We start from the raw sequence: 16,753 nt of genomic DNA, 5'->3' as shown, positions 1-16,753 counted from the left end.
TAAAATTAAAACAATAGAAGGAAGAAAGCAGTTAACTCTTATTTAGAACACTCTATGAATTTATTTACTTGTTTAGTATAATCTTTTAACCAATATTTTATTATAGTTCCATCTAATTGTGTTGCATCACTTTTAACACCATAAATAAATACAGAAAAAGAGAAGTACTTTTTCTTGTATTTAAATAAAGTTTGTTCTGGTATAAGTTTCATCTCATAGCCATCTTCTATCCAGTCATTCCAAAAGCCTTCAAAATCATTATTAATCTCTTCGGCTATATTTATATAGTCGTATTTATATAAGTTTACAAAGGCAATACTTAACTCATCTATCTTGTTATTTTTTAATTTATATGAGAATAGTCCAGTTTTTTTTGGATAAATTTGCTCTTTATTTTTTATATACTCATTTAAATATAAATCTCCTATTTTCTCAAATCCTAATTCTTGTATCTTTTTTTTGTCATCTGAAAAAAGTTCTAGCTCTTTTAAGTTATTTTGGATAAGGTCTTGTAAATATGTGGGAGAGTTATAAAACTTTGAAGGATTGAAATAATCAGCACACCCATTTGCATATGAATATATATTTAATAAAATAAGTAATATTATGTATCTAATCATTTGCCATCTTTTTTAAGTAATATAGTAAAAATAGCGCCATTCTGACCATTTTCAAGTGTTAGTTTTCCATTCATTTTATCTTCAATTATTGCTTTTGAGATATATAGTCCAATACCTGTCCCTTTTGTCTCTTTTGTAGTGAAATATGGATTAAATATCTCTTCTTTTAAACAGCTAGCGACTCCTCCTGCATTGTCACTTACTTCTATTTTTATTTGTTCTTCTTTATTACAAATATTAATATTTATCTCGCCATCAAGTACTTTTTTATCATCAATTGCATCTTTTGCATTTATAATTAGATTCATCATCACTTGGGAAAACTCATTTTTATTTCCATTTATAATAACTTCTTTTTCACAATTTATATAGAGTTTGATATTGCTGTGTTCTAAAACTGCACCAATAATCTTTAATACATTTTCAATAGCATCTTTAACTCTAAATTTAGATTTTTCTACATCTTTTTTATAAAAATCTTTAAAGTTGTCAATTGTATTTGACATAAACTCTATTTGATAAAGTGAATTTTCCATTCCATCTTGAAACATCTTATCACTCATTTTGTTTTTACTTTTAAAAGCTTTTAGGTTCTGAAGGGTTAAGGATAATCTAGTTAATGGATGTCTCCATTGATGGGCAATATTTCCAATCATATCACCTAATTCAGCTAATTTACTCTGATTTTGTAACAATCTATCTTTTTTGGCAATTTCCAAAGTATTCATCATAACTTTTGTATCAAGACTTGTTGCTAACTCATGGAGTCTATTGGCTTGTAGAACAACCAACTCAAATATATTTTTTAATGCATTTGTAAATATTATTGTAAAAAATAAAGACATAATTATTGCAAAAAATAAAATAGTAAAAATCATCTTATTATTACTCTCTTTTACTTCTTGAATTGATTCTTCTTTTTCAAGCATTATCATTTTTATTATTTGATTATCTGAAATCAAAGGTTGAATAAAAATATTATCATGAAAAATAAAATTACCTTTTGTTGTATTTATACTTTGTATTAAGTCTAACTCAAAATCCTCTTTAATTGTTCTTTTTGTATCATAATTAGACCAATTATATTTACTATTTTTATGTCTAAAATAATAACCATCTTCATCTATTAAATAGATATCATATAAAGAAGATTTTGTAATAGCATCAAGTAACTCTTCCATAAAAATATTTATTATTAAAATCCCTTTGAATTTATTATTTATAATCATTGGAGTGGCAATTCTAACTACAGATTTAAAGGGTATTTCTATCTTTTGGTGTTCAATATTTAAATCTATTTTTGAAAACCAAGTATCCCCTTTTTTTAGTTTTGATACTTCTTTAAAGTAATATCTATTTGATTTATTTTGTAAAATTAAAGACTTATAAGGAATTTTTGAGTGCTTATCCCTATCAAATCTTAAAACTTCTAAACCATTTTCATCTATATAACGAATTTGCATATACTCTTTATTTGCTTCCATTATAGTAATTAGCAATAAATCAATATAATATTTATATTTACCCTTTTTTATATACTCTAGAAAATATTCGTTTTTTGCAATTGCTTGGATTTCATCTTCTCTTGAGTGAAAGAAGTTATAGAAAATATCTTTTTTTTCATTACTTTGTAGTTTTATTTCACGTTCAAATTTATTTGCAGCTAAGCCATCAGAAAAAAACATATGAATGGTTATGATTGAAGTAATTAAAATAATTGTAAAAACAATATATGAAATAAAAAGTTTTAGCCCAAAATTCTTATTTTTTTTTGATAATTCTTTAATTTCAATCATATTTTTCTATCTTATAACCTGAGTTTCTTATATTTATTATAAAATTTTCTTCAAGTTTTCCTCTTATTTTTTTTATTTTTGTTCTAAGTGTATTATCACATATGTCACTGCCGTCCCATACGTAGTATTTGATAATTTCTGGATTCATAATTGTTCCAATATTTTTTACTAAAATATATAATAACTCTTTTTCTTGTTGGCTCAAATCAACTGGATTGTTTTTAAAGAATAGTTGCATTGTATGAAGATTAAATTTATAGTTTTTTGTTAGTTTAATATCCTCTTCTCCCATAGTTTTATATAATATTTGATTTATTCTTAGCTCTAATTCTTCTAAAATAAAAGGCTTTCTAATATAGTCGTTACAACCAAGTGAATAAGCCTTTTGTACATGAGAAATATCATTTTGTGCAGTTATGTAAATTGCAGGTGTTTTAATACCATCTTCTCTAATATTTTTTAATGTTTCAAAACCATTTTTTTTAGGAGTGTTTATATCAAACAAAAAGATATCATAATTTTCTAAAATCGCATTTTCAAGTAGGGATTCTCCATCTAAATAATAATCAACTTTATTCCCATCTAACTCAAAATAATTTTTAATAGATTGACATATAAACTCATCATCTTCTAATAATAGTAGTTTCACTTTTATCCTTTTAGGTAAAAATCTTTTTATTGTTTCCAAATAATTATTATAATCTACTTTTATAAAAATGTTTTAATAAAGAATAAAATTTAATATTTAATAAAAAATTGTAGATTTTTAAATTAAGCACTTTACAAGCACTTTACTTAGTTAAGATTTTAAATAATTGAGTTAAATATTACTCAATAAATTTAAAAGGAGATATGATGAAAAGCTTAGTTCGTGTTCTTACTAAGACAGGATTGTTCATATGTTTCATTTCTTTCAATTCACTTTTTGCAGCTGAACATGCAAAAGGTATGGCGGAAATGGATGCTGTATCTGGCGGAGATTCTTGTATTAAATGTCATAAAGGCATTGAATCAATTAGAGATGAAAAATCAGATATGATGCAACAAATTGTAGCAATGGGGCAAAGTCTTGGAGATAGTGCTGGTTGTGTAGTTTGTCATGGTGGTAATCCAGAAAATGGGACTGTTAAAGGTGCCCATTCAGGTGCTCCAAAAGCTCATGCTGGTGGGTTAGCAGAGTTTGTAAGAGATCCAGGTTCTATTTGGATTGCAGATAGAACTTGTGGTGTTTGTCATGCTGATACAGTTGCAAATACTAAAAAAGCACTTATGGCAACTGAAGCTGGTAAGATTCAAGGTAATTTACACTCATGGGGTACTGAACCAACAAAAAAAGTTCAGTTTGCTAATTATGATGTAAAAGATGAAGATGGAAAAGAGCCTGTTTGGGGAACAAAAGTATATAAAGACTACATGGTTAAGATGATAGATAAATATCCTGACCAATTCCCAACAGAACTTAAACAGCTTCCATTACCTGCTTCTGGACCAGAAGATTTTGCAGGCAAATCTGAAGATGAAATAGCTTATATGGCTAGTATTACTTATCAAAGAGCAGATTGTCAAAGATGTCATATTGGTGTTAGAGGTAGAAAAGGTAGAGGTGACTGGAGAGGTATGGGATGTAGTGCCTGTCATATTCCTTATGCAAATGAAGGTATTTATGAAGGTAATGACCCAACAATAAATAAAAAAGAAAATGGTCATTTATTAGTACATATGATTCAAGGTACAAGAGAAGCTAAAGTTAAAACACCATCAGGTGCAGAATTTAGTGGTATTCATCCAGAAACTTGTAACTCTTGTCATAATAGAGGTAAAAGAATTGGTGTTTCTTATGTTGGTTTAATGGAACAACCATATGGTTCTCCTCTAACTGAGGGTGGAAAATCTCAAAGTAAAACACATGGTAAACGATATAAACACATAAAAGAAGACTTACACTTTGAAGCTGGAATGACTTGTCAAGATTGTCATACTTCAGTTGATATGCATGGTGATGGAACTCTATTTGGTACAACACTAGGTCAAGTTGAAATTGAGTGTTCAGATTGTCATGGTACAAATGATAAATATCCATGGGAATTAGAAATTGGTTATGGTGAAAAGTTTGATATTGCTACACCTGAAGGTAATAGAGGCTTATCAAATGAACTTCCTTTTTGGATGACAAGAGGTACTGTTTATGACAAAGAGGGTGGGTATTTATTATCTACACGTGGAAATCCACTTGGAAATGTTGTTAAAAAAGAGGGTGAAAATAAAGTTATCGCTCACTTAGCAAGTGGAAAAGATTTAGAAGTGCCTTTATTGAAATATAAAGCTGAAACAAAAACTTATAAATCTAAAGATGCACAAGTTGCAATGGGTGACGTAAAAGCACACATGGAAAACTTAGAGTGTTATTCTTGTCACTCAGATTGGGCTCCACAATGTTATGGATGTCATGTTAAAGTTGATTATACTCCTGGTAAATCATCTACTGACTGGATAGCATCAGGGTCAACAAACTTTTTAAATGGAGAGACAAGTGAGTCTGTCTTAGGAACAAAAGGTAAAAAACTATTTGGTAAACCTAGTGAAACTAGATCTTATCTAAGATGGGAAGACCCAATTTTAGGTATCAATGGTGAGGGACTTGTAACTCCTATCATTCCTGGTTGTCAAGTTACATATACTGTAATTGGACCTGATGGTAAAACCTTGATTCTTAATAAACAAGCAAGAGTTCCAGATGGACCAAATGGTTCAATGGTTTCAGGGACTGATATGTCACCTGTACAACCACATACTTCTGGAAGAAAAGCTAGAACTTGTGAATCTTGTCACTCAAATCCTAAAACATTAGGATATGGTATTCAAGATGGACAATTTATGCAAAAACAAGATAAAGATTTGTATATGGATTTACAAGATTTAAGAACAAAAGAGATTGTACCTAAAAGTAAAACTGTTCAAATGGAAGGTATTCCTGGTATGAATTATGACTGGTCTCAAGTAGTAACAAGAGATGGGAAACAATTACAGACAGTAGGAACACACTGGCCAGCATCAAGACCTCTTGATCAAGACCAAAGAGAGAGAATGGAAAAAACTGGACTTTGTATGGGATGTCACCAAAATATGTCTAATAAACAAATTTGGGATAAACTAAATACAGATAAAAAACTTAATGTAACAGAACACATTAATAAAATGCATGAAATAGCTAATAAAGCAGCAAAAGCTACTAAATAGTATTCATGGATAAGTAAGGAGAAGAGAGTTTATCTTTCTTCTCCCTGTAGTTAAACTTATATTAATTAAAGTACAATTAATATAAGTTTGATTAGAAAAAGGATTTAAATGAAAATAAGATTTTTAAATAAAGTTGTTATGAGTTCATTGTTTGCATCTGCTATTTTATTAACAGGTTGTAATGAAACAAGTACTGAGGCAGAAGTAGTAAAAGATACTAAAGATGTAGTTGTAAAAAAAGAAGAAACAAAAGTAACATATACAAAACATGATGAAGTTGTAAGTAGTACATTTAAGGATGTTGCAAAAATAGCTCCAGATGGAAAATATATGTTGATTATTTTTGGAACTAATACAGACCCTTATAGTGATAGATTAAAGGCTGATGTAAAAAGCTCTGATGAATTAACTAGTAAAATAAAAAATGATTTATCATCATATTATTTAAAAGCACATGAAAACTTAAGACATAAACTTTTTCATGAGGGTGAGTATATGGATGTTGATACAAAAACCATGATTTCTATTTATGGAGTTGATGTAACACCTACACTAATCTTTACAGATAAGCAAGCAAAAGCAATAATTGTAGTACCTGGATATATGCCTACAAAACAGTTTATTGAAACTATAAAATTTATAGAAAGTAAAAAGTGGGAAGGTAAAGATAGGAAAAATGGTGAAGTTTACCAAGCACTTAGAGACTTTTATATAGAAAATGGAATAGATGTTAAGAAAAAGGAAAACTAATGAAAAAACTTTTACTTATTGCATGTTTACTTTTAAGTTCTATTTTTGCAGAGGATATCTTAAAAACTGACAATAAATTAGTTGCAGAAGGCAAGGGTGTTATTTTTATATTTGAGAGTAATAGTTGTCCTTATTGTGAACTTTTAAAAAAAGATTTTAAAGAAAATACTCATATGCAAGAGTTGGCAAAAGAGTTTAATATCTATTTAATAAATAGAGAAAATGAAAAAGATTATATAGTAGGAAAAACACAAAGAAAAGAGACTACTACAACACTTAGAATGACATTTGCTGCAAAATCGACTCCCAATATAGTAATGTTTGATAAACATTGGAATAGAATATTTCAACTTCCAGGTTATGCACATCCTGCACAAATGATTACTTTTATGACTTTTATAAAAGGTTTACATAGTGGTAAATATAAAACAGATGAATGGCAAAAATATTTAAAAGATAACGGAGTTTCATAGGTGAAAAAAATAAGCCTACTACTTTTTCTTTTTATAAATAGTTTATTTGCAGAGATTGTATGGCTAGATGAAGCACATGTAAGACTAAACTGGGAAGAGGCTATGCAGTATTGTAAAAAACATAATGCAAAGCTACCTTCAAAAAAAGTTTTTACAGAACTTTGGATAAAAAACAACAGAGCTTCTGATATAGAAGGATTTAATCTCTCTGTTTCATACTGGACAAGTGATGAAGTAAAAGATAATAAATTGGCTGCATATCCTTTTTATTTTATGATAGGTAGAGATACTTGGTATTATAAAAATGATAGATATGGAGTAAGATGTATTCAGGAAAAATAGCTAAGAAAAAATACTAGAAGATTAAATAACTGTTTGATCTTCTAATATAATTTTATTTCTTCCACCATTTTTTGCTTCATATAAAAGGATATCTGCTTTTTGTAGTGCACTTTCATAAGTTTTATGGTCATTTCTAAGAACAACACCTGCTGAAAAAGTAACTTTTATTTTTTTATTTTTATAGTTAAAACTATTTTCATTTACAATTGCTTTGATTCTTTTTAGGTATTGTAAAACTTCTCTTCTAAGTTTATATTCAACTGTGGCTACAAACTCTTCACCACCATATCTAGCTAAGATATCATTTTCTCTAGTTTGACTTTTTAGTATTTTTGAGAAGGTTTTTAAAACAGTATCTCCACCATCATGTCCATAAGTATCATTAATATTTTTAAAATGGTCAAGGTCAAAGAAAACTATAGCGTATTGGATATTTTCTCTTTCAAAATTTTTGTCTATCATTTTGATTTCAGTATCATAAGCTCTTCTTGTAAGTAGTCCTGTCAAGTGGTCAATAACAGCCTCTTTTTTAGCTTCTATTAGTTGAGATTCTAAAACTTGTACTTTATTTTCTAATACTTTTACATGGTCTTCACCAGTAGACAGTTTTTTATTTACTTCATTCATCTCTGATTCAATATTTGTAGCTGCATTTATCAGTTTATTTTGTAGGGCCACTAACTCTGAAGCACTACTTTCTTTTAAATCTATTGATTCAAGTTCATCTTTGATATTTGTTACATTTGTTGAACTATTTTGGTTATTGTTAATTGCTTCTTTTAAATGCTTACCCATAAGAGTTACTAGTTTTGCAATATCAGCTGTTTTTTCTTTAAGGAGGTTTTGATCCGTTGCAAATCTATTTTCTAAAAGTTTTTGCATCTCTTTTTGAATATCTTCTTCAAAAATAAGTTCAGGAGAATCCCCAATTTTAATAGAGAAGTTTGTTAACTGTTCATCAAGGTGAATATTGATTGATGGTGATAAAGCTTGCTTGATAATAGAAGCTAAAGTTGAAACATTTTGTATATGAACTCTTTTTAAAAGTAGTCCAATTAACTCTTCAAAAGTTTCAACGTTGTTTGCTTTTAGCTCATCTTGTTCTGGGGGAGTTAATTTGCTAACTAACTCTTTAAATAAGTTACAATCGTCTATTTTTTCATTTTGACTTTTTGCTACATTGCAAAACTCTTTATTATATTCATTTGGAGTAGGTTGTACTTTTTTATCTTTTAGTACTTCTAATGTTTTTGCAGCAATCTTCTCAATATTTGTCATGAGTTTTCCTTATAATTTATGCTAAAAGCTTTTTTACCATTTCACTTATTCTTTTTCCATCAGCAACACCTGCAAACTTTTTACTTGCAGTTCCCATTACTTTTCCCATCTCTTTTATTGAAGTTGCTCCAACTTCTGATATAAGCTCTTTCATTCCAGCTTCTAACTCTGCATCACTTAATTGTTGTGGTAAATAAGCTTTGAAAATATCTATTTGCTCTTGCTCTACTGCAACTAGGTCATCTCTATTTGCATTCTTATATTGAATTGCTGCTTCTTCTCTTTGTTTTATACCTTTTTGAATAAGTTTAATAACATCTTCATCATTTAAATCTTTTCTTTCATCTACTTCAATTTGTTTGATCATTGTATTAATAGCTCTTATTGAATCTCTTTTTACAATCTCTTTTGATCTCATAGCATCTTTTAAATCTGACTTAAGTTGTTCTTTTAAACTCATATAACATTCCTTATAAAATTTATAATTTAAACTATTGTAGCAAACTAAGAGTTAAAACTCTCTATCATTTCTTCTAGTTCTAGGTACCTTTCCACTTTTTTCTCATAAATACTATTTGTCTCTTCTAACTCTTGAGAAATAGCGACAATACCTTTTTCTTCATAGCAAGAAGGAGTTGATAAGCATTTATTGATTTCTTCAATTTTTAGCTCTAACTCTTCAATCTCTTTTGGTAAGTTATCATAATCTCTTTGGTCTTTATAACTTAATTTTGTCTGTTTTTTAGGTGTAGAGTTTTTTGTTTGATTGTTTTCTACTTTAGTAAACTCTTTATCTAACTCACTTAAATCTTTTAGCTCTTTCTCTATTTCAAGGTATTCAGTATATGGCTGAAAAGATTCAAATATTTGTCCATCATGTCCTTTAAATACAAAAAGTTTTTTAGCAATTTTATCTACAAAATATCTATCATGAGATACAAATATAAGTGCCCCTTGGAAGTTTTGTAAATACTCTTCTAGGATATTAATAGTTGGAATATCTAAGTCATTTGTAGGCTCATCTAGAACCATACAGTCTATATCTTTAGTGAAAAGTAGGGCAAGGGCAACTCTGTTTTTTTCTCCACCACTTAGTACTCCAACTTTTTTATCTAAGTACTCCCTTGGAAATAAAAAGTTTTTTAAGTATCCATAAACATGTAGATTTCTTCCATCTGCTAAAACAACTCTATCTCCACCATTTGGACAAAAAGTTTCCATAAGATTTCTATTATCATCTAACATCTCTCTTTGTTGGTCAAAGTAGCCTATTTTGAAATCACCCTTTTTAAAGCTTCCACTATCAACTTGAAGTTTATCCATAAAGATTTTTAGCATAGTAGACTTTCCTGTACCATTTGGTCCTACTATTGCTATGGTGTCTTTTTGTAAGATTCTTGCTGTAAAGTCTTTTATTAGTAGTTTATTTCCAAGTGTTTTTGATATGTCATCTAGTTCAAAAAGCATTTTTCTTTTATTTTGTATTTTTGCTTCTTCACTACTATTAAATGCTTTTTGTTCCCTTTGAAGTTCTACACTCATCTTTTTGATAAGGGATGGATTTGATTTAGCTTTTTTCTTTAAATCAAAGTACTCTGATTTTCTTCTTTCATTTCTTTTTCTTCTTGCGCTTATTCCATGTTGCATCCAATAGGCTTCTCTTTTAACCATTCGAATTAGGTTGTGGTGCTCTTTTTCCATGTTTTCTAGGAGTTGTTGTTTTTGTTCTAGATAGCTTGTATATCCACCTTTGAACTTTCTTATTTCACCATTTTCTACTTCAACTATCTCCGTTGCAATATTATCTATAAAATATCTATCATGTGAGATAAAGATAAGTGTGAAGTTATTTTTGATAAGTAACTCTTCAAGAAACTCTACCATATATACATCAAGGTGATTGGTAGGCTCATCTAGTAGTAAAACATCAGGTTTTCGTAAAAGTAGTCCTGCAAGACTTACTCTTCGCTGTTCTCCTCCGCTTAAAAGATTTACATCTTTATGTTCAAACTCTTTTAGCTGAAACTCAATCAAAACTCTCTCAATAAGATTGTCCAAGTCCCAAGCATTGTGAAACTCTAAAAAAGTAGCTAGTTCACTTTGTCTATGCAAGAGTGTTTCATTTTCATAATCAGTTACAAGTTTTTGTGATATATCTTCATACTCATCTTTAGCACTTTTTACTTCTACAAGTTGTTCTTCAATGGCATCTCTTACCATCAAATCAGCTTTGAATTTTGGCTGTTGGGCTAGCATCTCTATTTTAAGAGACTTATCTATAGCCTTCTCTCCACTATCAACTTCTACTTCACCAGTGATGATTTTAAGAAGGGTTGATTTTCCTTGACCATTTTGTCCAATGACAGCGATTCTTTGTCCTTGGTTTAGTGTAAAGTTTACATTTTTAAGTATTACTTTGATGTCGTATTGTTTTGAGATGTTTTGTAAGTCTATTAGTGCCATATGAGTTTTGAAATCCTATATATTGTTTATTATTTAAGGTAGATATAGTATCTAAAAATCTGTTATATACTGCTTTTAGTTTTTATTGAGATATTGGTTATAATATTATTATGTAGAAATAGGAAATAATATTAATGAATAAATTGGTCTTTGATTCAAATATAATAGATTATTGTTGTGAGTTAAGTTTGAGAAAAAGTTTTTTTGAAAAGTTAGATATTGAAATTTGGGTTCCAACCTATGTGAAAAATGAGATATTTAATTCTAAAAAAGAAAAGCTTATAAATAAACTATTAGAAATAGAATTTAAAAAAATTGGTTTTTTTGGTTTTGCTGATAATCCAAATGCAGTAGGTTTTGGACAAGGTACTTTTTATTCAAAAGAATATGATGAATTTATAAATTATAGTGAAGAAAAGCATATAAATGACAGATTTATTGCTTTACTATCAAAAATAAATAATGCAATTTTTATAACAAGTGATAATAAAATATTTAAAGATGCTTGTATAAATAATGTAAGAGCTTTATTTATAACAAAAAACGAAAAATCTTATAATAAAGCAATACAATATAGCGAACATGTATATTTTAATTTAAATTGGACAAAACAAGAATTTAGAAAGTTAATAAATGAAGATTTGTTATTTAAGTAAATTTTTATAAACACCTAAAGGTCTTCGCATCTCTTACTTTGTGTGGACAAAGTAAGCAAAACCACCAACAGAGTTTCAAAGCCCTTTGGGTTCCCTCACTTATTATTTTTAATTTCTAGCTTGCGGAACTCACAAAAAAGAGTGAGTTTATCACTCTTTTTTATTTAAACAGTCCTCAGCTTTTTCCGAAATGAAAAATAAACGTTCGGCTTTTGCAAATGTTGGAATTAAAGGTGGGATAAGGACATTTGCATTTTTGATTTGATTAGTCTTTTTTCTTTTTCTTGTGTTACTTAGCTAATAATAGTTTGAACTTTTCTTCTTTCCAGACTTTGATGAAGCCGGAAGTTAGATGTTTATTTTCGGTTACGCCCGAAACTGTTTGAGCGTTAAGAAGAGTGCTAAATGCACTCTTTAGTGAGTTTTGCAGGGCAGGAAATAAATATATAACTGTAGGGGAGCTTCGCATTCATCAACTCGTCTGGTTGCTTTTTATCTTACTTTTTACAACTAAAAAGTAAGAAAGCGGAGACTGCTAAGTCTTCAAGAGGGGATTTCCTAATCAAACTTCTTAAAATCATCATCCTCACTACCATCTTTTTTTCTATGCTTATACTTCCACATAGTAATAAAGTATCTAACACTAACAAGACTTAAGAAAAAAGCTATTATAAACATAGCAAGATAGATTAATGCAAAAACTATTTCCATTTTTTATCCTTTCTATATCCTTTTTTCTTAGTATAACAAAAATTTTAAAAGATTGAAAATTATCCTTTTGTAGTGTGTATAAAGACTCCATTAAAATCTGTTGGAGGCTCTTCAATATAGTGTTCACATCTTTCTATATAAATATCATAAATATTTTTATTTGATTTATCTTCCCAGTTGTTCACATCTTTAAAAATCTCTAAAGCTTCTTTGAATTTTGCAGTTTTATAAAGCTCAATTGCTTTGTGATAAAGTTCAAGTTCGTCTTTAAGTCTTTGTTTTGATGTTTTGTAAAGCTTATGTTCACTTTCGTCCCTATCATAATCATGAATTTGCCATATTGCAATAGGTTCACTTTTCCCTTTTACAGTCACTAAATCTATAAATCGATATATATAACTACCTGTTAGTTGCTCTTTTGTAAAGCTTGAAATATTACATTTTGAGTTATAGTATTTACAAAGTGATTCAAGTCTTGCACCTAGGTTTACAGGGTCACCAATAACAGTATAATCACTTCTTTGGCTACTTCCCATCTCTCCTGCAACTGCAACACCAGTATTTAATCCTATACCAATCTCTATGGGGTCAACACCCATCTTATCACTCATTTTTACTGTGTTTTCAAATCTTGGGTCTTGTCTTACTTTTTTATTTAGTTCATCTATTAAATGAAGTTGATTTAGTGTTGCTACTACAGCTCTTTCTGCATGGTCAGGAACATTTCCAGGTGCATTCCAATATGCCATTATGGCATCCCCAATAAATTTATCAACTGTACCTTTTTCTTTTATGATTATATCAGTCATTGGGTCCATATATTCATTTAGAAACTCAATTAATACAGTTGCATTAGGCATAGACTCAGATATGTTTGTGAAGTTTCTTACATCACTAAAAAATACTGTAATCTCTTTTTGAGTAGCTGAAAATGTACTATTATCTGGGTCTAATAAAAGACTATCCATAACCTCTTTTGATACTTTAGAAGCAAATTTCTTTTTGATTGCTTCTTCTTGTTTAATCTCAAAAAAGTAATCAAGAAGTGTAGCAATAACAGCAGCTGCAACAATTGTAACCAATGGATAAAAGATATTAAAAACTAAGCCTTCAGTAAATAGAGCATAATAAACCCCATATAGTGTAGTTCCTAAAAATATCATAGTAATAACAGGATTGTACCAAAAAGGTGTAAAGGTGATAGCTAACATAACCACAATTGATAGGCCAAAAATAATTGCTAAGTTTGCACCATCAATCCATGATGCTTTATATATGAAGTCACCAGTTATGATATTGTCTATAACATTTGCGTGAACTTCAACCCCAGGATATACTGACTCAAAAGGAGTTGCTCTTAAGTCAAGTAGTCCAGCAGCAGAAGTTCCTACTAATCCAACTTTTCCTTCTATATATTCTTTGTTAAATTTATCATTATATATATCTAAAGCAGAAATATATTTAAAATTTTTCTCTTTTCCCCTAAAGTTTACTAATATCCTACCATGTCTATCTGTTGGAATAGTGATATTATTTAACTTTACATTTTTAACACCATATGGGTCATAATTAATATCAACTCTTTTTGTATCAGTGATAATTCTTAATACTTCTAAAGCTAAAGATGGATAGATAGCATCATCATATGAGATAATTAAAGGTACACTTCGTATAATCCCTGATTCATCTGGGATATTATTAAAAAAACCACTAGAGTATGCATTGTCTTGAACTATTGGGATATTTAAAATAGTACCTGTTGCAGTGATAAGATAGTTTTGTTCAGGGTTCTTATTTCTCTCTACAAATATAGCAGGAATAGAAGGAGCATTTTTACTTACGTGTTCATTATCTTTTTCTAGTTCAAACTGATAACCCAAGATTGTAGGTGTTGAGGCAACTGTTTTTGCAAATATTTCATCATAGTTTGGAATATTGTCCATTTTTACATTGTATTGATTAAAAATCTTATGGGGTGATGTTCTATCTTCTTCTGCGAAAACGACGTCAAATGCGATAAGTCCAATTTCTGCATTTGTAAGGTTTTCAAGTATTTTTGATATTTTATCCCTAGACCAAGGCCATTGACCTAAGGTTTGTAAAGATTTTTCATCAATATCAATTATAAAGACTGTTTCATTATTTGGTATTTCTCCTCTTATTTTAAAGAGTGTATCCCTTAAGTTACTATCAAAAGATTCAGGGAGTTGTGGAAAAAATATATAAGTAAAAGATAAAAATATTGAAAGTATTATAGATAGACCAGAGTATAAAAGTGTTTTTTTTATAAATTTATTTCTCATTATGTTTATTTACTTAATGTAAATCATGCTCCTCGTCATTTGACTCGAAGTCATCATAGGGATCCATATGAATATTGATTATCCAATTTTTCTCTTTGTCTATTTTCCTAATCTTATTCTCTATCTTATCTGAAATTTTATGAGCTTCCATTAATGTGATAAGACAATCAAAGACTAAATGCACTTCTACAAATATTCTATTTCCAACTTCTCTTGTTTTTAGTAGATGTAGATTATTTACTCTCTCTTCAGACATAAGTATTTTTTCTATTTGTTTTACTGTTGTTTGATCAACTGCTTTATCAAGTAAAACTAAAATACCATCTTGGATAAGTTCATAAGCAGAGTATATAATATATAATGAAATCCCTCCACCAATAATTACATCAATTATCTCATATCCTGTAAAGTTTACCAATAATAAAGAAGCCAATACGGCAACATTTGAGTATACATCTGTTTTATAGTGTAGGGCATCAGCTTTTATAACCATACTGTTTGTTTTTTTAGATACATAGTTTAGATATATTACTAAAGAAATAGTTATAACTAAAGAGATAATCATTACGGTCAATGACTCTTCAATATATCTTGAAACTTCTCCATTAATAGCTTTTTCAATTGCTTGATATAATAAAAAAAGTCCAGATAGGGTAATAATTGTACCTTCAATAACAGAAGCCAAGGCTTCAATTTTTCCTCTACCATAATTAAAATATTTATCAGCTGGTTTTTCTGCATTTGATATTGCAAAGTAGTTAAATACGGATACAAACATATCCAAAACTGAATCAACTGCAGAAGCTAAAACTGCAACTGACCCACTTGCAATTCCTACAACTAGTTTTATTAGTGTAAGAATTGCTGCAACGCTAGATGAGACAACCGTTGCTTTTTTTTGTAGAGTCATTTTTTAGTAGTTCTCGTTAACAAACTCTTCTATTCTAATAATACCTTTTAAAATAGAATCTAAATCTGTAGCAAAAGAGAATCTAAAATACCCTTCTGTACCAAATGCAAGACCTGGTACTACTGCTACACCTTTTTGAGATAATAAATCTGCACAGAATTTCATAGAATCAAATGTAAGGTCTTTTATATTTACAAAAAGATAAAAAGCACCATCTGGAACAACACAAGAGATCCCTTTGATAGCGTTAAATTTTTCAACTGCAATATCTCTTCTTTTTTCAAACTCTTTTCTCATGATTTCAATTGTATCATCTGCCTCACCTTCAAGTGCGCAAATAGCAGCGTATTGAGTGATTGAATTTACATTTGATGTAACTTGACCTTGAAGTTTAATCATAGCTTTTACTAAGTTTTTTTGAGGAGTTGCAAGATATCCAAATCTCCAACCTGTCATTGCTACTGCTTTACTTAGTCCATTGATAGTAACTGTTCTTTGGAACATATCTTCACTAACTTCAGCAGCTGCACAGAACTTTTTCCCATCGTACATAATTTTTTCATACATTTCATCAGAAAAAACTAAGATATCAGTTCCTTCTAATACTTTTCCAATAGCAGTTAATTCTTCTTTTGTATAAACTGCACCTGTTGGATTTGAAGGTGTATTTAAAAGTAAAACTTTTGTTCTATCAGTTATTGCTTCTTTCACTTGCTGTGCTGTCACTTTAAATGAAGTAGAATCATCTGTTTCAATAAAAACTGGAACACCATCTGAAAACTTTACTTGCTCAGGATATGTAACCCAATAAGGTGCTGGAATTATAACTTCATCACCTTCTTCAATTAGTACTTGAAAAAGATTAAATAAAGAGTGTTTTGCACCATTTGAAATTATAATTTCATCTAAATCATAATTTAGTCCATGATCCTTTTTTAGTTTATTAATAATTGCTTTTTTAGTTTCAGTGATACCTTCAACAGCGGTATACTTAGTATGTCCGTCTTGAATCGCTTTAATTGCCGCTTGCTTTACTATATCAGGCGTGTTAAAATCTGGTTCACCAGCACTAAAACTTAAAATGTCTTTACCTTGTGCTTTAAGTTCTCTTCCTAAAGCGGTAATAGCCATTGTAACCGACGGAGATAAGTTCTCCATTCTATTTGCAATTTTCATCATTTTCCTCAATGTAATTTTTATTATATTACAATATA

Annotated in this window: 15 protein-coding genes; 5 read left to right on the top strand and 10 right to left on the bottom strand. The window is 29.2% G+C overall.

Annotation, left to right across the window (positions count from 1 at the left end):
• Nucleotides 1–38: 38 nt before the first annotated feature.
• Genes Q0617_RS10370 through Q0617_RS10360 form a run of 3 tightly spaced genes read right to left on the bottom strand, consistent with a single transcriptional unit; the run spans nt 39 to nt 3,065 of the window.
• Complete coding sequence (locus Q0617_RS10370) at nt 39–620, bottom strand: hypothetical protein (RefSeq protein WP_298753176.1); 582 nt, start codon at nt 618–620, stop codon at nt 39–41.
• Nucleotides 617–2,416, bottom strand: coding sequence for a sensor histidine kinase (locus Q0617_RS10365; RefSeq protein ID WP_298753175.1), 1,800 nt, complete (start codon nt 2,414–2,416; stop codon nt 617–619). Before Q0617_RS10365 ends, Q0617_RS10370 begins: the two co-directional genes overlap by 4 nt.
• Nucleotides 2,409–3,065 (bottom strand): response regulator transcription factor, encoded by a 657-nt coding sequence (locus Q0617_RS10360; protein WP_298753172.1) that lies wholly within the window; start codon nt 3,063–3,065, stop codon nt 2,409–2,411. Before Q0617_RS10360 ends, Q0617_RS10365 begins: the two co-directional genes overlap by 8 nt.
• A gap of 206 nt (nt 3,066–3,271) precedes the next feature.
• On the opposite strand from Q0617_RS10360, the gene Q0617_RS10355 reads away from it, so the two are divergent.
• The 4 genes from Q0617_RS10355 (at nt 3,272) to Q0617_RS10340 (ending at nt 7,218) form a co-directional block, all read left to right on the top strand.
• On the top strand, nt 3,272–5,653 hold the full coding sequence (locus tag Q0617_RS10355) for a cytochrome C (RefSeq protein ID WP_298753170.1): 2,382 nt from the start codon (nt 3,272–3,274) through the stop codon (nt 5,651–5,653).
• A 108-nt stretch (nt 5,654–5,761) separates the two neighbouring features.
• Complete coding sequence (locus Q0617_RS10350) at nt 5,762–6,403, top strand: thioredoxin fold domain-containing protein (protein WP_298753168.1); 642 nt, start codon at nt 5,762–5,764, stop codon at nt 6,401–6,403.
• Nucleotides 6,403–6,876, top strand: coding sequence for a thioredoxin fold domain-containing protein (locus Q0617_RS10345; RefSeq protein WP_298753166.1), 474 nt, complete (start codon nt 6,403–6,405; stop codon nt 6,874–6,876). Before Q0617_RS10350 ends, Q0617_RS10345 begins: the two co-directional genes overlap by 1 nt.
• The gene (locus Q0617_RS10340) at nt 6,877–7,218 is read left to right on the top strand and encodes a hypothetical protein (RefSeq protein ID WP_298753164.1); all 342 of its coding nucleotides are present in this window, start codon (nt 6,877–6,879) and stop codon (nt 7,216–7,218) included. It begins immediately after the preceding gene.
• A gap of 21 nt (nt 7,219–7,239) precedes the next feature.
• Here Q0617_RS10340 and Q0617_RS10335 read toward each other — a convergent pair whose 3' ends face one another.
• From Q0617_RS10335 to abc-f, 3 genes are read right to left on the bottom strand one after another with little or no spacing between them, the layout of a single operon-like run.
• Nucleotides 7,240–8,496 (bottom strand): GGDEF domain-containing protein, encoded by a 1,257-nt coding sequence (locus tag Q0617_RS10335; RefSeq protein WP_298753163.1) that lies wholly within the window; start codon nt 8,494–8,496, stop codon nt 7,240–7,242.
• Nucleotides 8,497–8,512: 16 nt separating this feature from the next.
• Complete coding sequence (locus Q0617_RS10330) at nt 8,513–8,956, bottom strand: GatB/YqeY domain-containing protein (RefSeq protein ID WP_298753161.1); 444 nt, start codon at nt 8,954–8,956, stop codon at nt 8,513–8,515.
• Nucleotides 8,957–9,000: 44 nt separating this feature from the next.
• Entirely contained in the window at nt 9,001–10,959 is a 1,959-nt protein-coding gene (abc-f, locus tag Q0617_RS10325) for a ribosomal protection-like ABC-F family protein (protein WP_298753159.1), read from the bottom strand.
• Between the two features lie 134 nt (nt 10,960–11,093).
• Between abc-f and Q0617_RS10320 the strand changes: the two genes are divergently transcribed.
• Nucleotides 11,094–11,615 carry a hypothetical protein gene (locus Q0617_RS10320; protein ID WP_298753158.1) on the top strand — a complete coding sequence of 174 codons (522 nt, stop codon included), beginning with the start codon at nt 11,094–11,096 and terminating at the stop codon, nt 11,613–11,615.
• A 558-nt stretch (nt 11,616–12,173) separates the two neighbouring features.
• Here Q0617_RS10320 and Q0617_RS10315 read toward each other — a convergent pair.
• Genes Q0617_RS10315 through Q0617_RS10300 form a run of 4 tightly spaced genes read right to left on the bottom strand, consistent with a single transcriptional unit; the run spans nt 12,174 to nt 16,715 of the window.
• Nucleotides 12,174–12,326 carry a hypothetical protein gene (locus tag Q0617_RS10315; RefSeq protein WP_298753157.1) on the bottom strand — a complete coding sequence of 51 codons (153 nt, stop codon included), beginning with the start codon at nt 12,324–12,326 and terminating at the stop codon, nt 12,174–12,176.
• 59 nt (nt 12,327–12,385) lie between these two features.
• Nucleotides 12,386–14,629, bottom strand: coding sequence for an adenylate/guanylate cyclase domain-containing protein (locus tag Q0617_RS10310; RefSeq protein ID WP_298753156.1), 2,244 nt, complete (start codon nt 14,627–14,629; stop codon nt 12,386–12,388).
• 13 nt (nt 14,630–14,642) lie between these two features.
• On the bottom strand, nt 14,643–15,539 hold the full coding sequence (locus Q0617_RS10305) for a cation diffusion facilitator family transporter (RefSeq protein WP_298753155.1): 897 nt from the start codon (nt 15,537–15,539) through the stop codon (nt 14,643–14,645).
• A gap of 3 nt (nt 15,540–15,542) precedes the next feature.
• Nucleotides 15,543–16,715 (bottom strand): pyridoxal phosphate-dependent aminotransferase, encoded by a 1,173-nt coding sequence (locus Q0617_RS10300; RefSeq protein WP_298753153.1) that lies wholly within the window; start codon nt 16,713–16,715, stop codon nt 15,543–15,545.
• Between the last annotated feature and the right edge of the window lie 38 nt (nt 16,716–16,753).

The sequence above is a fragment of the uncultured Arcobacter sp. genome (assembly GCF_937982575.1).
Classification (GTDB): domain Bacteria; phylum Campylobacterota; class Campylobacteria; order Campylobacterales; family Arcobacteraceae; genus Arcobacter.
The sequence above is the reverse complement of the archived record's forward strand: the minus strand, read 5'-3'. Positions and strand labels throughout refer to the sequence as shown.

Bases quoted from the DNA above. Each gene is read 5' to 3' on its own strand.
- Q0617_RS10370 (WP_298753176.1), bottom strand. From the start codon at position 620: ATGATTAGATACATAATATTACTTATTTTATTAAATATATATTCATAT.
- Q0617_RS10365 (WP_298753175.1), bottom strand. From the start codon at position 2,416: ATGATTGAAATTAAAGAATTATCAAAAAAAAATAAGAATTTTGGGCTA.
- Q0617_RS10355 (WP_298753170.1), top strand. From the start codon at position 3,272: ATGAAAAGCTTAGTTCGTGTTCTTACTAAGACAGGATTGTTCATATGT.
- Q0617_RS10350 (WP_298753168.1), top strand. From the start codon at position 5,762: ATGAAAATAAGATTTTTAAATAAAGTTGTTATGAGTTCATTGTTTGCA.
- Q0617_RS10345 (WP_298753166.1), top strand. From the start codon at position 6,403: ATGAAAAAACTTTTACTTATTGCATGTTTACTTTTAAGTTCTATTTTT.
- Q0617_RS10335 (WP_298753163.1), bottom strand. From the start codon at position 8,496: ATGACAAATATTGAGAAGATTGCTGCAAAAACATTAGAAGTACTAAAA.
- Q0617_RS10330 (WP_298753161.1), bottom strand. From the start codon at position 8,956: ATGAGTTTAAAAGAACAACTTAAGTCAGATTTAAAAGATGCTATGAGA.
- abc-f (WP_298753159.1), bottom strand. From the start codon at position 10,959: ATGGCACTAATAGACTTACAAAACATCTCAAAACAATACGACATCAAA.
- Q0617_RS10320 (WP_298753158.1), top strand. From the start codon at position 11,094: ATGAATAAATTGGTCTTTGATTCAAATATAATAGATTATTGTTGTGAG.
- Q0617_RS10315 (WP_298753157.1), bottom strand. From the start codon at position 12,326: ATGGAAATAGTTTTTGCATTAATCTATCTTGCTATGTTTATAATAGCT.
- Q0617_RS10310 (WP_298753156.1), bottom strand. From the start codon at position 14,629: ATGAGAAATAAATTTATAAAAAAAACACTTTTATACTCTGGTCTATCT.
- Q0617_RS10305 (WP_298753155.1), bottom strand. From the start codon at position 15,539: ATGACTCTACAAAAAAAAGCAACGGTTGTCTCATCTAGCGTTGCAGCA.
- Q0617_RS10300 (WP_298753153.1), bottom strand. From the start codon at position 16,715: ATGAAAATTGCAAATAGAATGGAGAACTTATCTCCGTCGGTTACAATG.